The organism is Paenibacillus sp. J14, assembly GCF_000518465.1.
Classification (GTDB): domain Bacteria; phylum Bacillota; class Bacilli; order Paenibacillales; family Paenibacillaceae; genus Fontibacillus; species Fontibacillus barengoltzii.
This window is the reverse complement of sequence record NZ_JADQ01000034.1, coordinates 1-17891: the sequence shown is the minus strand read 5'-3', so window position 1 is coordinate 17891 and position 17891 is coordinate 1. Positions and strand designations below refer to the sequence as shown.

Genomic DNA, 17891 nt, shown 5'->3' with positions numbered 1-17891 from the left:
CCCTCCTTAACTGTTTAAACCCCGTTCTCGGTTCTAGGTTTACTGCTTCTCGCGCAGCCAACGTGCCATATCCTTGGCGAAATACGTGATGATGATATCCGCACCCGCCCGTTTCATGCCTAGCAGCATCTCAGTAACGATGGCCCGCTCGTTAATCCAGCCTTGCTGAGCCGCTGCCTTCACCATCGAATACTCTCCGCTTACGTTGTATGCGACCAGCGGAAGATCAAATTGATCCCGCAGCATCCGCAAAATATCCATAAAAGCCAAAGCCGGCTTCACCATCAGCATATCCGCGCCTTCCAGCACGTCAGATTCCGCTTCCCTTAGCGCTTCGCGGGCGTTGGCCGGGTCCATCTGATACGTCTTCCGGTCGCCGAACTGCGGCGCCGAGTCCGCCGCTTCACGGAACGGCCCATAAAACGAAGACGCGTATTTGACGGAATATGACATAATCGGCACATGGCTGAAGCCCGCTTCATCCAGTCCCGCACGGATCGCTTGCACAAATCCGTCCATCATGTTGGACGGCGCGATGATGTCAGCGCCTGCTCGCGCTTGGGAGACAGCGGTTTTCACCAGCAGCTCCAGCGACTCGTCGTTCATGACGTCGCCGCAGACATGCCCGTCGCGTTCAAACGTATGTACCATCCCGCAATGGCCATGATCTGTGAATTCACATAGGCAAGTGTCGGCTACGACCAGCAGATCCGGATACCGCGATTTGATGATCCGCGTCGCTTCTTGTACGATCCCGTCCTCCGCATAAGCCGAGGTGCCTACGCTGTCCTTCGTTTCCGGAATGCCGAACAGCAGAACTGCCGGAATACCTAAATCAACGATTTCTTTAACTTCCTCTTCCAGCGTATCCAACGAAAAATGAAACACGCCAGGCATCGAAGAAATCTCATTTTTGACGCCTTTACCATAAGTGACAAAGATCGGTTGAATCAAGTCGTCCACCGTCAGGACAGTTTCACGTACCATCCCGCGAATCGCAGCCGACTGACGCAGCCGGCGATGTCTTACGATTGGAAAATTCATATTTAATTCCCTCCTAAGTATGCAGCACAGGGTGAAGCCCCGTGTTAACCAACAAAACTCACTTCGCCGACGCCGTCCGCGTTTTCCAGTCACAGAGCGCTTGGATCAAGCTGTCGATCGTTGCTTCTTCCGCAAGTATTGATACCCGCAAGCCGGCATCCTCCGCCGTCTTTGCCGTAACCGGCCCGATGCAGGCGATGTCCACGCCTTGCAGGGCAGCGACCGGATCGGCCACCCCCATGCCGCCCAGCGCAGCCAACAGATTCGTTACCGTGGACGAGCTGGTAAAGGTGACGGCGTGGATCCGGCCTTTCTCGAGCAGCTTCAACAACTCGTCATCCGTCTCCCCGGCTGGCACCGTCCGGTACATCACCGCCTCGGTGACGGTCAAGCCTTTCTCGCGCAAGGCAGCAGGCAACCACGCGCGAGCCAGATCGCCGCGCGGCAACAGCACGTGCTGTCCGGGCTTCAACTCGCTGCCGTACGTTTCCATCAGGCCCTCGGCCTGAAACTTGCCCGGCAAGCCCTCCGCCGCAATCCCGCGTTGGCGCAGCGCCGCCTGCGTTGCCGGCCCTACGGCAGCAATTCTAGCTTTATGCAACCCTCGGACATCTTCCCCCAGTCTCTCCAGATGCGAGAAGAAATACTCCACGCCATTCACGCTCGTGAAGAACACCCAATCGTACTGCTCAAGCTGATGGAGCGCTTCGTCCGTGCCAGCCAGCTCCTCGCCTTCCGGCATCACGATGTCGATGACAGGGAACTCGTAAGGCTCGCCGCCAAGCTCCTCGATGCCGCGCACCAATTCACTGGCTTGCGAGCGCGAACGAGTGACGAGAATTCGCTTGCCGAACAACGGCAACGATTCCGCCCACATCAGCTGCTCCCGTTGAGCCACGACCTCGCCAACGACCGTGACGGCCGGCGGCTTGAAGTCGGCTTCGCGTACCTTTTGCTCAATATCCGCCAACGTCCCGACCAGCGTCTCCTGTTCGGCTCTCGTTCCCCAGCGAATCAGCGCAACTGGCGTTTCGGGCGGGCGTCCGTAATGGATCAGCTGTCTGCTGATATGACCAATATTGGCTACGCCCATCATAAACACCAGGGTGCCAGTCGCATTGGTCACCTTCTCCCAGTCAATGGACTGATCCAGCTTATCCGGGGTTTCACGCCCCGTAATGATTGACACTGAGGAAGCCATATCCCGGTGGGTGACAGGAATACCGGCATAAGCCGGCACCGAAATGGCCGCCGTAATCCCCGGCACAATTTCGTAAGGAATCCCGTGCTGCCGCAGCAGCTCCGCCTCCTCCCCAACGCGGCCGAAGATTGTCGGATCGCCGCCTTTTAAGCGAACGACGGTCTTCCCCTCTAACGCCAAATCAACTAACAGCTGGTTGATATGCTCTTGCTTCATCGTGTGACGGTCGGTTCGCTTCCCGACATATATTTTCTCTGCTCCGGGCTTCGTTCTTCGCAGCAGGCTGGGATTGGCCAGACGATCGTAGACGATCACGTCGCCCTTCTCCAGACAATCAAGCCCTTTCAGCGTAATCAATCGCGCATCTCCAGGGCCTGCGCCAACCAGATACACCTTACCAGCCATATTCGTTCACTCCCCGGTTTCTTGTAATAATGCAGCCGCTCCCATCGAGATCAGGCGGCCGGCAAGCTGCTCTCCCAGCTCGACCGGATCTGATCCCTCGGCACTTTCCTTCAAAATCGTCGTTCCGTCCGCCGAACCAACCATCCCCGTCAACCGCAAACGCGGACGACCAGTTTCCCCGCTTGTCCCTTCCTCTGGCAACAACGTCGCATACGCTCCAATCGGAACCTGACAGCCGCCATTTAGCACGCCAAGGAATCGGCGCTCTGCAGCCACCGTCACCGCCGTGTCCGGATCATTGTATAAGGACAAGAGACGGCGCACCTCTTCATCATCCTCGCGGCATTCGATGCCAAGCGCGCCTTGACCTACAGCTGGCAGGCAGACCTCTGCGGGAAGAAATGCCGTAATCCGATGTTCCCAGCCCATGCGAAATAATCCCGCCGCAGCCAAAATGATCGCGTCAAAACCTTCCTCCTCCAGCTTGCGCAACCGGGAATCGATATTGCCGCGAATGGGCTCCAACACGAGATCCGGGCGATAAGCGCGCAGCTGACTGGCACGGCGTAAGCTGCTCGTCCCTACCTTCGCCCCCTGCGGCAATTCGTCAAGACTCCGTCCATCTCTTGATATCAACGCATCTCTCGGATCAACGCGACGCGGCACCGCACCGTTCATCAATCCGTCCGGCAACACGGAAGGCATGTCTTTCATACTATGGACCGCCAAATCGATCTCTCCATTCAGCATCGCCTGCTCGATTTCCTTCACGAACAGTCCTTTGCCGCCTACTTTGGACAACGTCACGTCCAATATCCGGTCACCCTTGGTTACGATCTTGCGGATTTCAAAATCAAAAGGCAGGTTGTGCTCCTTGCAGATCGCTTTTAAATCGTCGATAACCTGTCCCGTCTGGGTCAGCGCCAGCTGGCTTTGTCTCGTACCCACCACTATCGTTCGCTTCGTCATGCTTATTCCTCCGTCTGTTCCTCAATCCAGGCGATCATCGTTGCTTCGCTCCACGGCTCAAAGCTTCCTTCCCGGATCAAGGTCAATATATCGGTCTCGGCCAACTTCCGAAACAGACGTTTCCGTCTTACGGGATCGTCGATTCGCGCCTTAATAAAAGCCCGTGCCGAGCTTAAAAAGTCAATGTAACGCTCGTAATCCTCGCCAAATTGTTCATCAATCTCGCGGATCAGCTCCCGTGCGGCCGTAGGTCCCGCCCCCGAGGTGGAGACGGCTACAACCAGACTCCCGCGGCGCAAAACGCCAGGTGTAATCATGCTGCCTCGCGACCCTTCGCTCGCGTCATTCATCGGGATGCCCTCTGCGTCAGCTTCGGCGACTACAGCGGCGTTTACCTCCGGGCGATCGGTCGCAGCAAAAGCAAGAAACGCTCCGGCTAAATCCCCTTGTCGATACTCCCGTTGGATCCACTCTACTTGTGCCATCTCTTGATGGAGCCGCCGCAGGCCTTCCGTTACGGTGGGACTAATCACCACTGTTACCGCTCCGGCCTCTGCCAGCATCGTCGCCTTCCGTTCGGCAACTGGTCCGCCGCCAATCACGACACAACGACGACCGGCCAAATTTAATAGGACAGGCACATAATGAGGTATGACGCATCCCTCCTGCTTCAACTGATTATTAGCATACCTTACCCTGCCGCAATTTTCCATGTTCATCCCTTCAAAAAAAGCCCTTCCCCCTCCGCTTCAGCGTCGAATCAGCCATGATTCGGGTGCATCCGGCAGAGGGCTCAGGGCGTTCTCGCGGTTTCACTTATCCAGTTATACAGACACCTTCGCTAGCGGCAATGAAGGTTCCGGCTCAAAGGGGACCTGTTTTGGGGGCTCGTCTTCAAGTCCTGCCAACCCTTCAGACGCCCGGGACCCTAATCGTTCTTGGGCTTCCCGAGAGGCAGAGATCTCCTCGCCGGATCCGGAAGGACCGTTCCCTTGTTCTTCCAAACGATCCTCCAGCGCAAAAATCTGCGTAAACAGCTCCAGCGCTTTCGTGCCTTGACTTTCGCCAGCCAGCTCCTTGATCCGATTAATCGGATCATGCAGCATTTGGTTCAAAATGCTCTTGGTGAGACGACGAATCACCTTACGTTGCCGTTCATCCAGTTCCGGCAGCTTGTTAAAGAGACTGTCCAACGTATTCTGGTGAATGTCAGAAGCCTTCTCCTGCAGCGCGCGAATGACCGGCTTCACCCCCAGCGTCTGCAGCCATGTTCCGAAGGCGGCGATTTCGTCCTCGATCATCGATTCAATCTTGACCGCTTCTGCGCGGCGCATCTCCATGTTGCTCTCTACGATACCTTCGAGATCGTCGATGTCATATAGGAATACCTGATCCAACTCACCGATTGCCGGTTCGATATCCCGCGGCACAGCGATATCGATCATAAACAACGGGCGGTCCATTCGCCGCTTCATACTGCGGGCAACCTGTGCCGAAGTGATCACATACCCTTCCGCACCGGTCGAGCTGATCAGAATGTCCACCTCTTCCAACCGCTCCATCGCTTCCTGCATGGTGCACGGCACGCCATGAAACTTCGCAGCAAGCTCCTGAGCCCGGGCGAAGGTCCGGTTGGCCACCAGCACTTCTTCCGCACCCGCACCGCTCAAGTGCTTGGCCGTCAATTCACTCATCTTGCCGGCGCCAAGGATCAGCACGCGTTTGCCTTCAAAGCTGCCAAATATCCGCTTGCCCAGCTCCACGGCAGCATAGCTGATCGAAACAGCACTTTCCCCGATGGCGGTTTCGGAATGGGCACGTTTGCCCAGTGTGACCGCTTGTTTAAACAACATATTAAACCATGTTCCGGTGCATTTCTCCCTTTGCGAGAGCAAGAACGCATTTTTGACCTGGCCGAGAATTTGGGTTTCCCCTAACACCATCGAATCCAGACCACACGCAACGCGGAACAGATGGCGAATCGCTTGTTCATCTTCATATATATATAAATGGCGGGTAAATTCTTCGCGAGGAACCCCAAACCAGCGTTCCATAAAACTGCGAACGAAGGACCCGCACATGTGCAGTTGATCAACTACGGCATAGATTTCCGTACGATTGCAGGTGGCAATAATTACGCCTTCCAATACACTCTTGGTACGTAAGAGCTCCTGCAGCGCTTGCGGCATGTCCGTATCTGATAAAGAAAAGCGTTCCCTGACTTCCACAGGCGCCGTGCGATAGTTTAACCCAACTACGACGATGTGCATTGCAAGTTCACCTGCCTTGAAAGAAGTATCTATAGCATGTATCACAAACAAACTATGTTAATTATATCACAGTAGCCTTCGGCTCCCCTGGGATTTCTATGAGTTTTTTATGAATTATTTATGAATTTCATTCATTCAAAACAAATAACCATGGATGACCCATGGTTAAGTTATTTTTCCCAATTTTTTAGAATTTCTAACCCAGCTTAAACAAATTCAGCGCGATTCGAATCCGCTTCAGCTACTTCCAGCTCGCCTACGCCCCGAATCAGCTTCTTCGCGTACGTTTTCTCCGGATTCAAGACGGACACCAGGTAATCAATTGCCAGCTGCGGATCTACAAATTCCCCGCAGGTGTAACAATCAATCGCAGCAAACCCTCTCTCAGGATACGTGTGAATCGAGAGGTGGCTTTCCGACAACATCACAAGCACAGTGGCTCCTTGCGGTTCGAACTGTCTGGACTGAATCGACAAAATGGTGGCTCCGCAAGCTTCCGCCGCTTCAACCAAGTGAGCTTCCAACAACCCGGCGTTGTTCAGCACCTCATAGTCGATTCCCCAAGCATCAACCGCAACGTGTCTTCCGAAAGTTGAATATTCCATCTTTCGGCTCCCCCTTCCTAGGAATAAAATGTTTGAAAAAATTTCATCCGCTAGGACCTACGTCATTCACTTCTCGAGGGAAACATCTCTCGCAACATCTCCATGTCCTGAGTGAATCCTGGTTCCTATATTCTTTTCAACGAGATTAAAAATAACATCTCTTGCGGACAAATGCAACCTATTTTTTCAGCAAAAACCTACATCCGTTCGCGGTTCAGGCATAAAAAAACTACCCTGTAACAGGGTAGTTATCATTAGTACATTATGTTGTCGCCCTCACTCTGGTGACACCAGTGGTCGGGCCTTAATGATCTTGATTTAAGCCTCCAGCACAAACAGTCTTCGCGAGCATTGACGCAGCTCATTATCGATGCGTTCCACATCCGCCTCATCGGCGATAAACCGCTGGTCAAGCAGCGCATTGATGTCCTTGCGGATCCGGGCGATCTCCAGCTCAATATCGTTATTCCGATATATCTGCTGCAGCTCCGCCGCCGCATCCTTGTATTCAAACACAAGCTTGTAAGAATCCCGGGAATATTCGACGATTTTGCGAACCCGGCCTTCCTGATAATAATACATCATCATGAATCCATTATAAATTCGGGTGACCATGCCGGAGCCTTTAAAGGCGGCGAACAACAGTCTCATCACGTTGGTTAAATGGGGTTTTTCCAAGCGGAAAGACATTTCACAGACATAGAACCCGTCAACACGTTCAAATGGAAGATGTACTTCCTCGCCGCCATCATCCTCCAGTACGACCTCTTGCCCGCCGTTGTCCAGCACCTTGACTCGCTGGCGCACATGGGGATCGTAGACTTTGTGAATAAACTGCGACATTTGGACTTCCGTTAAACGCATACTTGCATTGACATACTCTGTGGCTAACCGCTGAGCCATACAAATCTCCTCAATTCTTCATCGCTTTATTATAATTATACACTACGATTCCAACCGTACGCTCAGCGGCCAAAACGTGAATTCTTGCCATTTTCCAGAAAAAACGGCATTAAGCCGATTTTAACCCGAACAATTTCGCTGCATGCTCACTTTCCTGCCGAAACTGCTCCAAATCCCTTTCGTATTCACCGAATTCTTAGCTTTTCCCATTTTCTGTATCGGAGGTGTCCAGGCTTGCAGCCTCGGTTCCTTCCGTCAGCCCCGCATACCGCTCGATTTGTGCCCACAGCTCATCTTTGCCAATCCCCTCTTCCGAAGAGAACAGGATCAACGGATCCCCGGCCCGCAGCACCAGCGCTTCCTTGATGATTTTCAGGTGTTTCTGCCAACGCGATTTCGGTACCTTGTCGGCTTTGGTGGCCACGACGCAGACCGGAAGCTCGTACGCCTTCAGCCAGTCATACATCAGCTCGTCGTCCTTGGTCGGCGGATGGCGCAGATCGATGATCTGCAGCACCAGCTTCAGCGTCTCCCGCTCCTGCAGGTATTTCTCAATCATTTTACCCCAGACCTCGCGTTGCGACTTGGATACTTTGGCATACCCATAGCCTGGTACGTCAACAAAATAGAGCTGATCATTCACCCGGTAATAATTCAGATGTTGCGTTTTTCCGGGGGTTGAGCTGGTGCGCGCTAAGTTTTTGCGGTTAATCATCCGATTGATCAGCGACGATTTGCCCACATTGGAACGCCCTGCCAGAGCGATCTCTGGCAAGGCGTCCTCAGGATATTGATTGGGGCCAACGGCGCTGATAATAAATTCAGCCTTGGTTACCTTCATCGTTCAATTCCTCTCTTGAGCGTTGACGCACCTCTGCGCCACGCTTTAACATGCTAGTGCATCCCTGGACGCTCGACGAGCGCATGCTCGAGCACTTGGTCCATATGTGACACCGGTACGAACTCCAGGTCCTCCTTCACGCTGTCCGGAATATCGCGCAGATCGCGCTCATTGTCCTTCGGCATGAGGACTTTACGGTAGCCCGCCCGATGCGCGGCAAGTGACTTCTCCTTCAAGCCGCCGATTGGCAGTACACGACCTCGCAGCGTAATTTCGCCAGTCATAGCGACGTCCTTCGAGACGTGGGTGTTCGTCAACGCTGAGATCAGCGCGGTTGCAATCGTAATGCCCGCCGACGGACCGTCCTTCGGAATCGCTCCTTCGGGAATATGGATATGAATATCGTTCTTCTCGTGAAAATCCAGCGGAATCCCCAGCTCCGCCGCCTTGGAGCGAGTATAGCTGAAGGCAGCTTGCGCCGATTCCTTCATCACGTCGCCCAGCTTACCGGTCAGCGTCAACTTCCCAGATCCCGGTACGACGGTCACCTCGATGACGAGCGTCTCCCCGCCGACCTCGGTCCAGGCAAGTCCCGTGACGGTACCAATCTGATCTTCCAGTTCGGCCACCCCATATCGGAATTTCGCCGGACCAAGGAAGTCCTTGAGATTGTCCGCTGTAATGATAATTTTCTCCTTGTTCTCGGACACGATCTGCTTCGCCGCTTTGCGGCATAATGCAGCCACTTGCTGTTCCAGATTCCGCACGCCAGATTCGCGGGTATATTCGCGGACCACTTGCAGCAGCACGTCTTCGCCGACCTCTAGCTGTTCCGGCTCGAGCCCGTGCTCGCGTTTTTGCTTAGGCAGCAAGTAACGGTTGGCGATCTGCAGCTTCTCCAGCTCTGTGTAACCAGGAATAAACAATGTCTCCATCCGGTCAAGCAGCGGCCGCGGAATATTATGTACCGCATTCGCAGTCGTAATGAACATCACGTTGGACAGATCAAACGGAACTTCAATAAAATGATCGGAGAATGTATTGTTTTGTTCCGGATCCAACACCTCAAGCAACGCCGCAGAAGGATCGCCGCGGAAATCCGAAGCCATCTTGTCGATCTCATCCAGCAAGAACACCGGGTTCAGCGTGCCTGCCGTTTTCATGCCTTGAATAATTCTTCCTGGCATCGCGCCGACATAGGTGCGGCGGTGTCCCCGAATCTCTGCTTCATCCCGCACGCCGCCCAGCGAAATACGGACGAATTGGCGTCCCAACGAACGGGCGATGGAGCGAGCCAGCGACGTTTTCCCGACCCCTGGCGGTCCGACCAGGCACAGGATGGGGCCTTTCAGCTTCTTGACCAGCTTCTGCACAGCCAAGTATTCCAGCACCCGTTCCTTTGGCTTATCGAGGCCGTAATGGTCCTCATTTAGCACTTGCTCCGCTTTGGCTAGGTCAAGGTCGTCTTCCGTCTTGTTGTTCCACGGCAGACTAAGCAGCCAGTCCACATAGTTGCGGATAACGCCGCCTTCTGCCGAGCTGGCTGGCATTTTCTCCAGGCGATCGATTTCCTTCTCGACCTTCTCCCGAACGTTCTCAGGCAACCCTTTCTCTTCGAGCTGCGCCCGCAGCTCTTCCGCTTCACCGGCCCGGCCTTCCTTCTCGCCAAGTTCCTTCTGGATCGCCTTCATCTGCTCGCGCAAATAATATTCCTTCTGCGTCTTCTCCATCTGCTTCTTGACGCGTTGGTTGATTTTGCGCTCCAGTTCCAGCACTTCGCGCTCATTATTTAAGATGTCGAGCAGCTTCTCCAATCGTTTGCGGACATCGATGGTTTCCAAAATTTCTTGTTTATCCTTGATCTTCAAGGACAAATGGCTGGTGATGACGTCCGCCAAACGCCCGGCTTCTTCAATGTCTGATACAGCTGCCAGCGTCTCCGGCGTGACCTTCTTAGATAAATTGATATAATGTTCGAATTGGGTTAGTACCGTACGCATTAGTGCGTCCACTTCCGGATCCACCGTTTCTTCCTCTGGACGCTCTTCGGCGATAACCTCATAATATTCGTCATTATCCAAATATTCGATAATTTCAGCGCGTTCCATGCCTTCCACCAGCACGCGAATCGTGCCGTTAGGCAGTTTCAACATCTGGCGCACCTTTGCGACGGTGCCGATGCGAAAGATATCTTCTTGGGTTGGTTCTTCTATGTTCACTTCCGATTGAGAACAGAGGAGAATCAGATTATCTTCGACCATAGCTTTTTCCAGCGCTTTCACCGACTTCTCTCGTCCCACGTCCAAGTGCAGCACCATGCTTGGATAGACGAGCAGACCACGCAGCGGCAGCAGCGGGAATCGCCGGCCTTTGGATTTATGGGGTCCCATCGCGTATGCACCTCCAAACGTTCTCTGTTGATTTCATTGATATTTTAGCAAATGTTACATAAAAACACCAACGAGGAGCGACCGCCTCAAGCAGCCGCTCCCCGGAATGTGTACGAGCATGACGCTTAGTAACCTCTGCCGGCCCGGCTTACATCGCCCCGCCTTGTGAAGGTGACTCTGCGTGCAGAAAAGGCGCGGGAGCTGTTGCCGGAGCAAACAGGTCGCCGCCGATCGGCAGCTCCAGATTCTTCTCGGCCTCGGGTCCAAAGACGTGGCGGAACACTTCACCTAACGTCTCGACCGGGATCACCCGCAAGCCTTCCAAGCCTTCAAACAACGATTGCCAGTTGTCCTTCGGAATCAGCACCGTCGTCGCGCCGGCTTGGAATGCCGCCTCCACCTTCGCCACGACGCCGCCAACCGGCTTCACCTTGCCGTGAATCCCCAGTTCGCCGGTCATGGCGATCTGATTGTTCACCGGCACCTGCTTAATTGCTGAGGCGATTGCCGTCGCGATAGCTAACCCGGCGGAAGGACCATCGATGGGGGTGCCTCCCGGGAAATTGATATGAAGGTGATAGTTCGACGGATTCAGACCGATCCGCTGCAGGACGGTCAGGACGTTTTCCACCGAACCTTTGGCCATGCTCTTGCGGCGCAGCGTTCGGCTGCCTCCGCCAATTTCCTCTTCGTCTACGACACCGGTGATGTTGTAGGTGCCTTTGCCTTTCTCGGCTGGGACCGCCGTCGCTTCAATCTCCAGCAGCGTGCCCATGTTTGCCCCGTATACGGCCAGGCCGTTGACGACGCCAACTGCAGGGTGATCCGGTACTTTGCGATCCGGACGCGGCGCCAGCTGACTGCTCGTCGCCACCCATTCCAAATCCGAGGCCAGCAGATGATCGCGCTTCTCGGTGAGGGCCAGACCGGCAGCTAGTTGCACCATATTGACGGCTTCCCGGCCGTTCGTCGCATATTTCTTGATCACTTCAACGGCTTCAGGACATGGTTGGAAGCCAATCCGCTTCACCGCATCCTCTGCGATCTGGGCAATTTCCTCCGGCAACAGGGGCCGGAAATAAATCTCCATGCACCGCGAGCGTAAAGCTGCCGGGATCTCCTGCGGCGAGCGGGTTGTTGCACCTACCAAGCGGAAATCCGCCGGCAAGCCATTTTGGAAAATATCGTGGATATACGCCGGTGTGTTGGAATCTTCAGAGTTATAATACGCGCTCTCCAAAAACACCTTGCGATCCTCTAAGACCTTCAACAGTTTATTCATTTGGATCGAATGCAATTCACCGATCTCATCAATAAACAAGATCCCGCCATGCGCCTTCGTTACGGCACCGGGCTTCGGCTGCGGAATGCCGGCAACCCCCATCGCCCCCGCCCCTTGGTAAATCGGATCATGCACAGAACCAATCAGCGGGTCAGCGATGCCGCGCTCATCGAAGCGGGCGATCGTTGCATCAATTTCAACAAATTTGGCATCGGATTTAAAGGGAGATACCGGATTTTTCTTCGCTTCCTCCATCACAACGCGTGCTGCCGCCGTCTTCCCTACACCCGGCGGACCGTAAATAATCACATGCTGCGGGTTGGCGCTGCAAAGCGCCGCTTTCAGCGCACGCAAACCGTCCTTTTGCCCAACGATGTCGTTCATCGAAGCCGGACGGGTACGCTCCGCAAGCGGCTTGGTGAGCGAGACGGCCCTAAGCTTGCGCAATTTCTCCATTTCTTTGCGCGATTCCCGGTCTACCGCCAGCCGGTTGCCTTTTTGACTGCGCAGTTGATTCCAGAAATAAAGCCCAATCACGACGGCAAAAAACATTTGGACCGCCATCAGGATAACATTTAGATCCATACGCGTTACGCCTCCCACTCTTATACTGATACTTGGTAGTATAGCCTTTTCGCTCCAAGGTAAAACAAGGATTTTACAATTGGATATGGTCAGGGGGTGAAAGGCGCAAAGGGGGCTTAGGGCCGCTTACTTCGTCAACAAAAAAACCGCAGCCTGCATCCAAGCAGACTGCGGTATGGATCTATCAATCAAGACTTCACACGGGCCCGGTGCTCCTTGCGTCCCGGGATTTCTCCGGTCGCTTCGTACACCTCCACGATATGGTCAATTTCTTTCTTTAATTCGCTTAACAGCTCGGCTTCTGGAACTTTCCGGATCATTTCCCCATAACGGAACAGTAACCCTTCCCCGCGAGCCCCGGCGATCCCGATATCAGCTTCGCGTGCTTCACCCGGGCCGTTGACGGCACAGCCAAGCACGGATACCTTAATCGGCACCTTCAGGTTGGCGATATACGCCTCTACCTCGTTGGCGATGGAGAACAGGTCAATATCCAGCCGACCGCAGGTCGGACAGGAGACAAGCGTCGCTGCATTCGTGATCAATCCAAACGTCTTCAGCAGTTCGCGCGCCACCTTCACTTCCTCGACCGGATCCGCACTCAGCGAAATCCGTACCGTTGAACCGATGCCCATCGACAAGAGGGCGCCGATCCCGGCTGCGCTCTTGACCGTACCGGAGAACAAGGTTCCGGCTTCCGTAATGCCCAAATGTAATGGGTAAGGAATGACCTCGGCCGCTTTGGTGTATGCTGCAATAGCCATTGGCACGTCTGAAGCCTTCAACGACACGATAATGTCATGGAAGTCCAGATCTTCCAAGATTCCAATATGGTACAAGGCGCTTTCGACCATTGCTTCAGGCGTTGGGTAGCCGTATTTCTCCAATAGGTGGTTCTCCAGCGAACCGGCGTTCACGCCAATCCGAATCGGTATACCGCGTTCCTTGCACGCTTTGACTACGGCTTCAACCTTTTCCCGGCGACCGATATTTCCCGGATTAATCCGGACTTTATCGATGCCGTTCTCGATCGCCAGCAAAGCCAGCTTGTAGTTAAAGTGAATGTCAGCGACCAGCGGGATATGAATCCGTTTCTTGATCTCCTTGATCGCCGCAGCCGCTTCCTCGTTATTCACCGTCACGCGTACCAGCTGGCAACCCGCTTCCTCCAACCGGAGGATCTCGGCCACCGTTGCCTCGACATCTGCCGTTTTTGTCGTACACATGCTTTGGATGATGACTTCGTTGCTGCCGCCGATCGTCAGATTTCCGACTTTAACCGGCCGCGTATCTTGTCTCAAGAATGTCATGTCTGGTCTCTCCCATAACGATCAAAGCTCCACCCCCGCGGGCGCGTCCCAAATAGAGGGCATGACAACCGCAAAGGTGGAGAACCTTGACCTTTATTTTAGCGCACCCGGCGGTTGTCCGCTTACGCGCTTTCTTCTTGTTTCTTGTTCGGCTTAGACGCCAATTCCGGCACCGTCTTCTCCAAAACGACCTTCTCGGTGATCACGCAATCCGTAATATCGTCACGGGACGGTACTTCATACATCACGTCAAGCATAATGCCTTCAATGATGGCGCGAAGTCCGCGGGCTCCGGTATTCCGCTTGATCGCTTCCCGAGCGATCGCTTCCAGCGCCTTCGGTTCAAACTGCAGGTTCACGTTGTCCAGCTCCAGCAGCTTCTGGTATTGCTTCACCAAAGCGTTCTTCGGCTCGGACAAAATGCGCACCAGCGTCTTCTCATCCAGCGGCTCGAGGGTCGAGATGACCGGCAGACGGCCTACGAATTCTGGAATCAATCCGAATTTCAGCAGGTCCTCCGGCAATACCATCGACAGGTATTCGCCCGGCTTGAGCTCTTTTTGCCCGTCGTTCGCCGCGTTAAACCCGATAACCTTCTTACCAATCCGACGCTTGATCATTTGCTCCAGGCCGTCAAACGCCCCGCCGCAGATGAACAAAATGTTCGTCGTATCGATTTGGATAAATTCTTGATGCGGATGTTTGCGTCCGCCTTGCGGAGGAACGGAAGCCACCGTACCTTCCAAAATTTTCAACAGCGCTTGCTGCACGCCTTCGCCAGAGACGTCACGGGTAATCGAAGGATTCTCCGATTTACGCGCCACTTTATCGATCTCGTCGATGTAAATGATGCCGCGTTCCGCTTTTTCCACGTCATAATCGGCAGCTTGAATCAGTTTCAGCAGAATGTTCTCTACGTCTTCACCGACATAGCCGGCTTCCGTTAAGGAAGTCGCATCGGCGATCGCAAATGGAACGTTCAAGATTTTGGCCATTGTTTGGGCAAGGAGTGTTTTCCCCGAACCGGTAGGGCCTAACAGCAGGATGTTACTCTTCTGCAGTTCAACATCCTCGATCTTGTTCTGCGTATTGATCCGCTTGTAGTGATTATACACTGCAACGGACAGCGATTTCTTCGCTTGTTCCTGACCGATGACGTACTGGTCCAAAATATCGCGGATTTCCTTTGGCTTCGGAATTTCCTTCAGATCCAGCTCTTCCTCATGGCCAAGTTCCTCCTCCACGATTTCCGTGCACAGTTCAATGCATTCGTCGCATATATAAACGCCGGGTCCGGCAACCAGCTTGCGTACTTGTTCTTGCGATTTGCCGCAGAACGAGCATTTAAGTTGGCCTTTTTCATCGTTAAACTTAAACATGTAAACACCCCTTTATAGATTAGTGGGCTTGGAGATCACCTGATCGATAATCCCATAGGCCTTAGCCTCTTCCGCGCTCATGAAGAAGTCGCGGTCTGTATCGCGCTCGATTTTTTCAAGGGGTTGACCCGTCCGCTCTACATAAATCTGATTCAGCTTTTGCTTCGTCTTGATGATCCAGTCGGCATGAATTTTAATATCCGTAGCCTGACCGCGAACGCCGCCAAGCGGTTGGTGAATCATCACTTCGCTGTTCGGAAGCGCATAACGTTTGCCAGGGGCCCCTGCTGTTAGCAGCAATGATCCCATGCTGGCCGCCATCCCAACACAGATGGTGGACACATCGGGCTTGATATATTGCATCGTATCATATATACCCATCCCCGCGGTAACAGAACCCCCCGGAGAATTGATGTACAGGTGAATATCTTTCTCAGGATCTTCAGCTGCCAAGAACAACAGTTGGGCAATCACGAGATTGGCAACTTCATCATCAATTGCGTTGCTGAGAAAAATAATGCGATCTTTAAGGAGTCTCGAATAGATGTCATACGACCGTTCTCCTCGATTCGTTTGTTCTACGACCATAGGTACCAGACTCATGCGACCAACCTCTTTTCCTTTTCAATTTCCCTTGCGCTTACGTAAAACATTCTATCATGTTCGAAGCCCCGTGTCATTTTTCGCCCAGTACAGTTTATGTTCGTTTTTACACATTATATAACCTTAGGCTTGTCCCGTGCGCGATGGAAATAAATGTATCATCTGGAGATGAAAAATTAAGGCACGCATTTTATCATACGTGCCCTAACTTTTATCATGATGTATACAAAGAAGCGGGATCTGGCTGGAGTAGATTATTCCTCGCCTTGGGCTTCTTCGGCTTCAGTTTTGTCAGCGTCTGCTTTCGCTTCAGCTTTGGTCGACTTCTTCGTCGATTTCTTTGCAGCTGGCTTCGTTTCTTTGGTTTTTGCTTCCGCTTGTTCAGCCGGAACTTCCTTGCTGTTATCCACCAAGAACTGAACTGTCTTGCGGATCAGGATTTCCTCATTCAAGCTGCCCAAAGAACCGTTCGCTGCCAAGATGTTGCGAATTTCTTCCGGCGTACGCTTGTAAGCTTCCGCCATATCGTTCAGCTCTTTGTTGATTTCGTCTTGAGTAACTTCGATCTTCTCGGCTTTTGCGATAGCTTCCAGCACCAGGTTGTTGCGAACGCGTTTCTCAGCGTCCCCTTGCATTTGTGCTCTGAGGTCGTCCACCGATTGACCGGAGAAGCCCAGGAACATATCCAAATTCATACCTTGTGCGCGCAGACGGTTGTCGAAGTCGCGAACCATGTTCTCAACTTCGCCTTTGATCATCGCTTCCGGAATTTCAACTTCCGCATTCTCGCCGACTTTATCAACGATAGCCCCTTCGCGGGCTGCTTTAGCTTCTTGCTCTTTGCGAGCTGCCAGCTGTTTCTTCAGATCTTCTTTGAACTCGTCCAACGTATCAAATTCGCTAACGTCTTTCGCGAACTCGTCGTCCAGTTCAGGCAGTTGTTTGCGTTTGATTTCGTGAACTTTGACTTTGAACACGGCTTCTTTGCCAGCCAACTCTTCTGCATGGTACGTGTCCGGGAAAGTTACCGTAACGTCCTTGAAGTCGCCGGTAGCCATGCCTACAACTTGATCCTCGAAACCTGGGATAAAGGTGTTGCTTCCAAGCTCCAGGGAATAGCGTTCCGCTTTGCCGCCTTCGAAAGGCACGCCATCTACGGAACCGTCAAAGTCGATCACAACGGTGTCGCCGTTCTTCGCTGGCTCTTCGTCGATGACAACGAGCTCAGCATGGCGTTGTTGCAGACGCTCCAACTCGTTGTTCAGCTCTTCTTCGCTGACTTCAACGTTAACAGCAGGAACTTCTACGCCTTTGTAGTCGCCAAGCTTCACTTCAGGTTTAACCGTGATTTTTGCTTTGAACTTGAAAGGTTGTCCTTTTGCAAATTGCTCGATGTCCACTTCAGGACGATCTACCGGGAAAATGTCCGTTTGATCAACCGCTTCCGTGTACACTTCAGGCAACAAGATGTCGATAGCATCTTGATACAAGCTTTCCACGCCAAAACGTGCTTCGAAGATCGGCCGAGGCACTTTACCTTTACGGAAACCAGGTACGCTTGCTTTCTTAACAACCTTTTGGAAAGCTTTATCCAGTGCGGCGGCTACGCGTTCCGCCTCCACCTCAACCTCGAGGACACCGAGGTTCTTCTCTATTTTTTCCCAAGTTGCTTTCATTTTATGCCTTCCCCTCCAAATTTCACATATACTTTAAATACTGAAACCGAATCGCGACTAAAGCAGCTATGTTCAAGGTGTCTTGCTCTTGGGTTCCAGTATAGCTGTCTCTATGAACACGATCAGAATAACCATTATATTATAAACAACAATACATCTTTTTACAAGAGCCCGCGATCACTCAGTTAAAATGTTACTAAAGAGGCATCGGTTCACTCACATCGAAATGTTACCGAAGGGATGTGTTTTGAAACTGAGCATGAAAACACGACGTGAAGTAATCCGTACCTTGGCTGATCAATACATGAGAGCGAAATCGCGAAATGAGAAATCTGCAATCCTTGACAACGCCGTGAAGGTGCTGGGTTGCCATCGGAAGCATGCTATCCGCGCTCTCACGAACCCTCCTGCGCTGACACCAGCGAAAT

General features: G+C 53.0%; 14 protein-coding genes. All 14 read right to left on the bottom strand.

Translation table 11 applies throughout. From position 1 onward, the window contains the following. Nucleotides 1-39: 39 nt before the first annotated feature. Complete coding sequence (hemB, locus tag M891_RS0113765; protein ID WP_028539259.1) at nt 40-1044, bottom strand: porphobilinogen synthase; 1005 nt, start codon at nt 1042-1044, stop codon at nt 40-42. 58 nt (nt 1045-1102) lie between these two features. Then, nucleotides 1103-2650: a uroporphyrinogen-III C-methyltransferase gene (cobA, locus tag M891_RS0113760; protein ID WP_028539258.1), complete on the bottom strand. Its 1548-nt coding sequence runs from the start codon at nt 2648-2650 to the stop codon at nt 1103-1105. Between the two features lie 6 nt (nt 2651-2656). Further along, complete coding sequence (gene hemC, locus M891_RS0113755) at nt 2657-3619, bottom strand: hydroxymethylbilane synthase (RefSeq protein ID WP_028539257.1); 963 nt, start codon at nt 3617-3619, stop codon at nt 2657-2659. A 2-nt stretch (nt 3620-3621) separates the two neighbouring features. Then, on the bottom strand, nt 3622-4332 hold the full coding sequence (locus M891_RS0113750; RefSeq protein ID WP_232228345.1) for a precorrin-2 dehydrogenase/sirohydrochlorin ferrochelatase family protein: 711 nt from the start codon (nt 4330-4332) through the stop codon (nt 3622-3624). 111 nt (nt 4333-4443) lie between these two features. Beyond that, a complete protein-coding gene (gene hemA, locus M891_RS0113745) occupies nt 4444-5889 on the bottom strand; it encodes a glutamyl-tRNA reductase (protein WP_028539255.1) in 1446 nt (481 codons plus the stop codon). A gap of 206 nt (nt 5890-6095) precedes the next feature. After that, entirely contained in the window at nt 6096-6494 is a 399-nt protein-coding gene (speD, locus tag M891_RS0113740) for an adenosylmethionine decarboxylase (RefSeq protein ID WP_016311104.1), read from the bottom strand. 318 nt (nt 6495-6812) lie between these two features. Further along, a complete protein-coding gene (locus M891_RS0113735; RefSeq protein ID WP_016311103.1) occupies nt 6813-7397 on the bottom strand; it encodes a hypothetical protein in 585 nt (194 codons plus the stop codon). Between the two features lie 196 nt (nt 7398-7593). Next, the gene (yihA, locus tag M891_RS0113730) at nt 7594-8238 is read right to left on the bottom strand and encodes a ribosome biogenesis GTP-binding protein YihA/YsxC (protein ID WP_028539254.1); all 645 of its coding nucleotides are present in this window, start codon (nt 8236-8238) and stop codon (nt 7594-7596) included. A gap of 53 nt (nt 8239-8291) precedes the next feature. Further along, complete coding sequence (lon, locus tag M891_RS0113725) at nt 8292-10628, bottom strand: endopeptidase La (protein ID WP_028539253.1); 2337 nt, start codon at nt 10626-10628, stop codon at nt 8292-8294. A 148-nt stretch (nt 10629-10776) separates the two neighbouring features. Then, nucleotides 10777-12495, bottom strand: a complete 1719-nt coding sequence (gene lonB / locus M891_RS0113720; protein WP_028539252.1) for an ATP-dependent protease LonB — start codon at nt 12493-12495, stop codon at nt 10777-10779. Between the two features lie 188 nt (nt 12496-12683). Further along, nucleotides 12684-13805: a flavodoxin-dependent (E)-4-hydroxy-3-methylbut-2-enyl-diphosphate synthase gene (gene ispG, locus M891_RS0113715; RefSeq protein ID WP_009225149.1), complete on the bottom strand. Its 1122-nt coding sequence runs from the start codon at nt 13803-13805 to the stop codon at nt 12684-12686. 122 nt (nt 13806-13927) lie between these two features. Beyond that, entirely contained in the window at nt 13928-15184 is a 1257-nt protein-coding gene (clpX, locus tag M891_RS0113710; RefSeq protein ID WP_009225148.1) for an ATP-dependent protease ATP-binding subunit ClpX, read from the bottom strand. Nucleotides 15185-15196: 12 nt separating this feature from the next. After that, on the bottom strand, nt 15197-15787 hold the full coding sequence (gene clpP, locus M891_RS0113705) for an ATP-dependent Clp endopeptidase proteolytic subunit ClpP (protein WP_016311099.1): 591 nt from the start codon (nt 15785-15787) through the stop codon (nt 15197-15199). Nucleotides 15788-16041: 254 nt separating this feature from the next. After that, nucleotides 16042-17463 carry a trigger factor gene (gene tig, locus M891_RS0113700; protein WP_028539251.1) on the bottom strand — a complete coding sequence of 474 codons (1422 nt, stop codon included), beginning with the start codon at nt 17461-17463 and terminating at the stop codon, nt 16042-16044. Between the last annotated feature and the right edge of the window lie 428 nt (nt 17464-17891).

Bases quoted from the DNA above. Each gene is read 5' to 3' on its own strand.
- clpX (WP_009225148.1), bottom strand. From the start codon at position 15,184: ATGTTTAAGTTTAACGATGAAAAAGGCCAACTTAAATGCTCGTTCTGC.
- speD (WP_016311104.1), bottom strand. From the start codon at position 6,494: ATGGAATATTCAACTTTCGGAAGACACGTTGCGGTTGATGCTTGGGGA.
- cobA (WP_028539258.1), bottom strand. From the start codon at position 2,650: ATGGCTGGTAAGGTGTATCTGGTTGGCGCAGGCCCTGGAGATGCGCGA.
- lon (WP_028539253.1), bottom strand. From the start codon at position 10,628: ATGGGACCCCATAAATCCAAAGGCCGGCGATTCCCGCTGCTGCCGCTG.
- M891_RS0113750 (WP_232228345.1), bottom strand. From the start codon at position 4,332: ATGGAAAATTGCGGCAGGGTAAGGTATGCTAATAATCAGTTGAAGCAG.
- M891_RS0113735 (WP_016311103.1), bottom strand. From the start codon at position 7,397: ATGGCTCAGCGGTTAGCCACAGAGTATGTCAATGCAAGTATGCGTTTA.
- clpP (WP_016311099.1), bottom strand. From the start codon at position 15,787: ATGAGTCTGGTACCTATGGTCGTAGAACAAACGAATCGAGGAGAACGG.
- yihA (WP_028539254.1), bottom strand. From the start codon at position 8,238: ATGAAGGTAACCAAGGCTGAATTTATTATCAGCGCCGTTGGCCCCAAT.
- lonB (WP_028539252.1), bottom strand. From the start codon at position 12,495: ATGGATCTAAATGTTATCCTGATGGCGGTCCAAATGTTTTTTGCCGTC.
- ispG (WP_009225149.1), bottom strand. From the start codon at position 13,805: ATGACATTCTTGAGACAAGATACGCGGCCGGTTAAAGTCGGAAATCTG.
- tig (WP_028539251.1), bottom strand. From the start codon at position 17,463: ATGAAAGCAACTTGGGAAAAAATAGAGAAGAACCTCGGTGTCCTCGAG.
- hemC (WP_028539257.1), bottom strand. From the start codon at position 3,619: ATGACGAAGCGAACGATAGTGGTGGGTACGAGACAAAGCCAGCTGGCG.
- hemA (WP_028539255.1), bottom strand. From the start codon at position 5,889: ATGCACATCGTCGTAGTTGGGTTAAACTATCGCACGGCGCCTGTGGAA.
- hemB (WP_028539259.1), bottom strand. From the start codon at position 1,044: ATGAATTTTCCAATCGTAAGACATCGCCGGCTGCGTCAGTCGGCTGCG.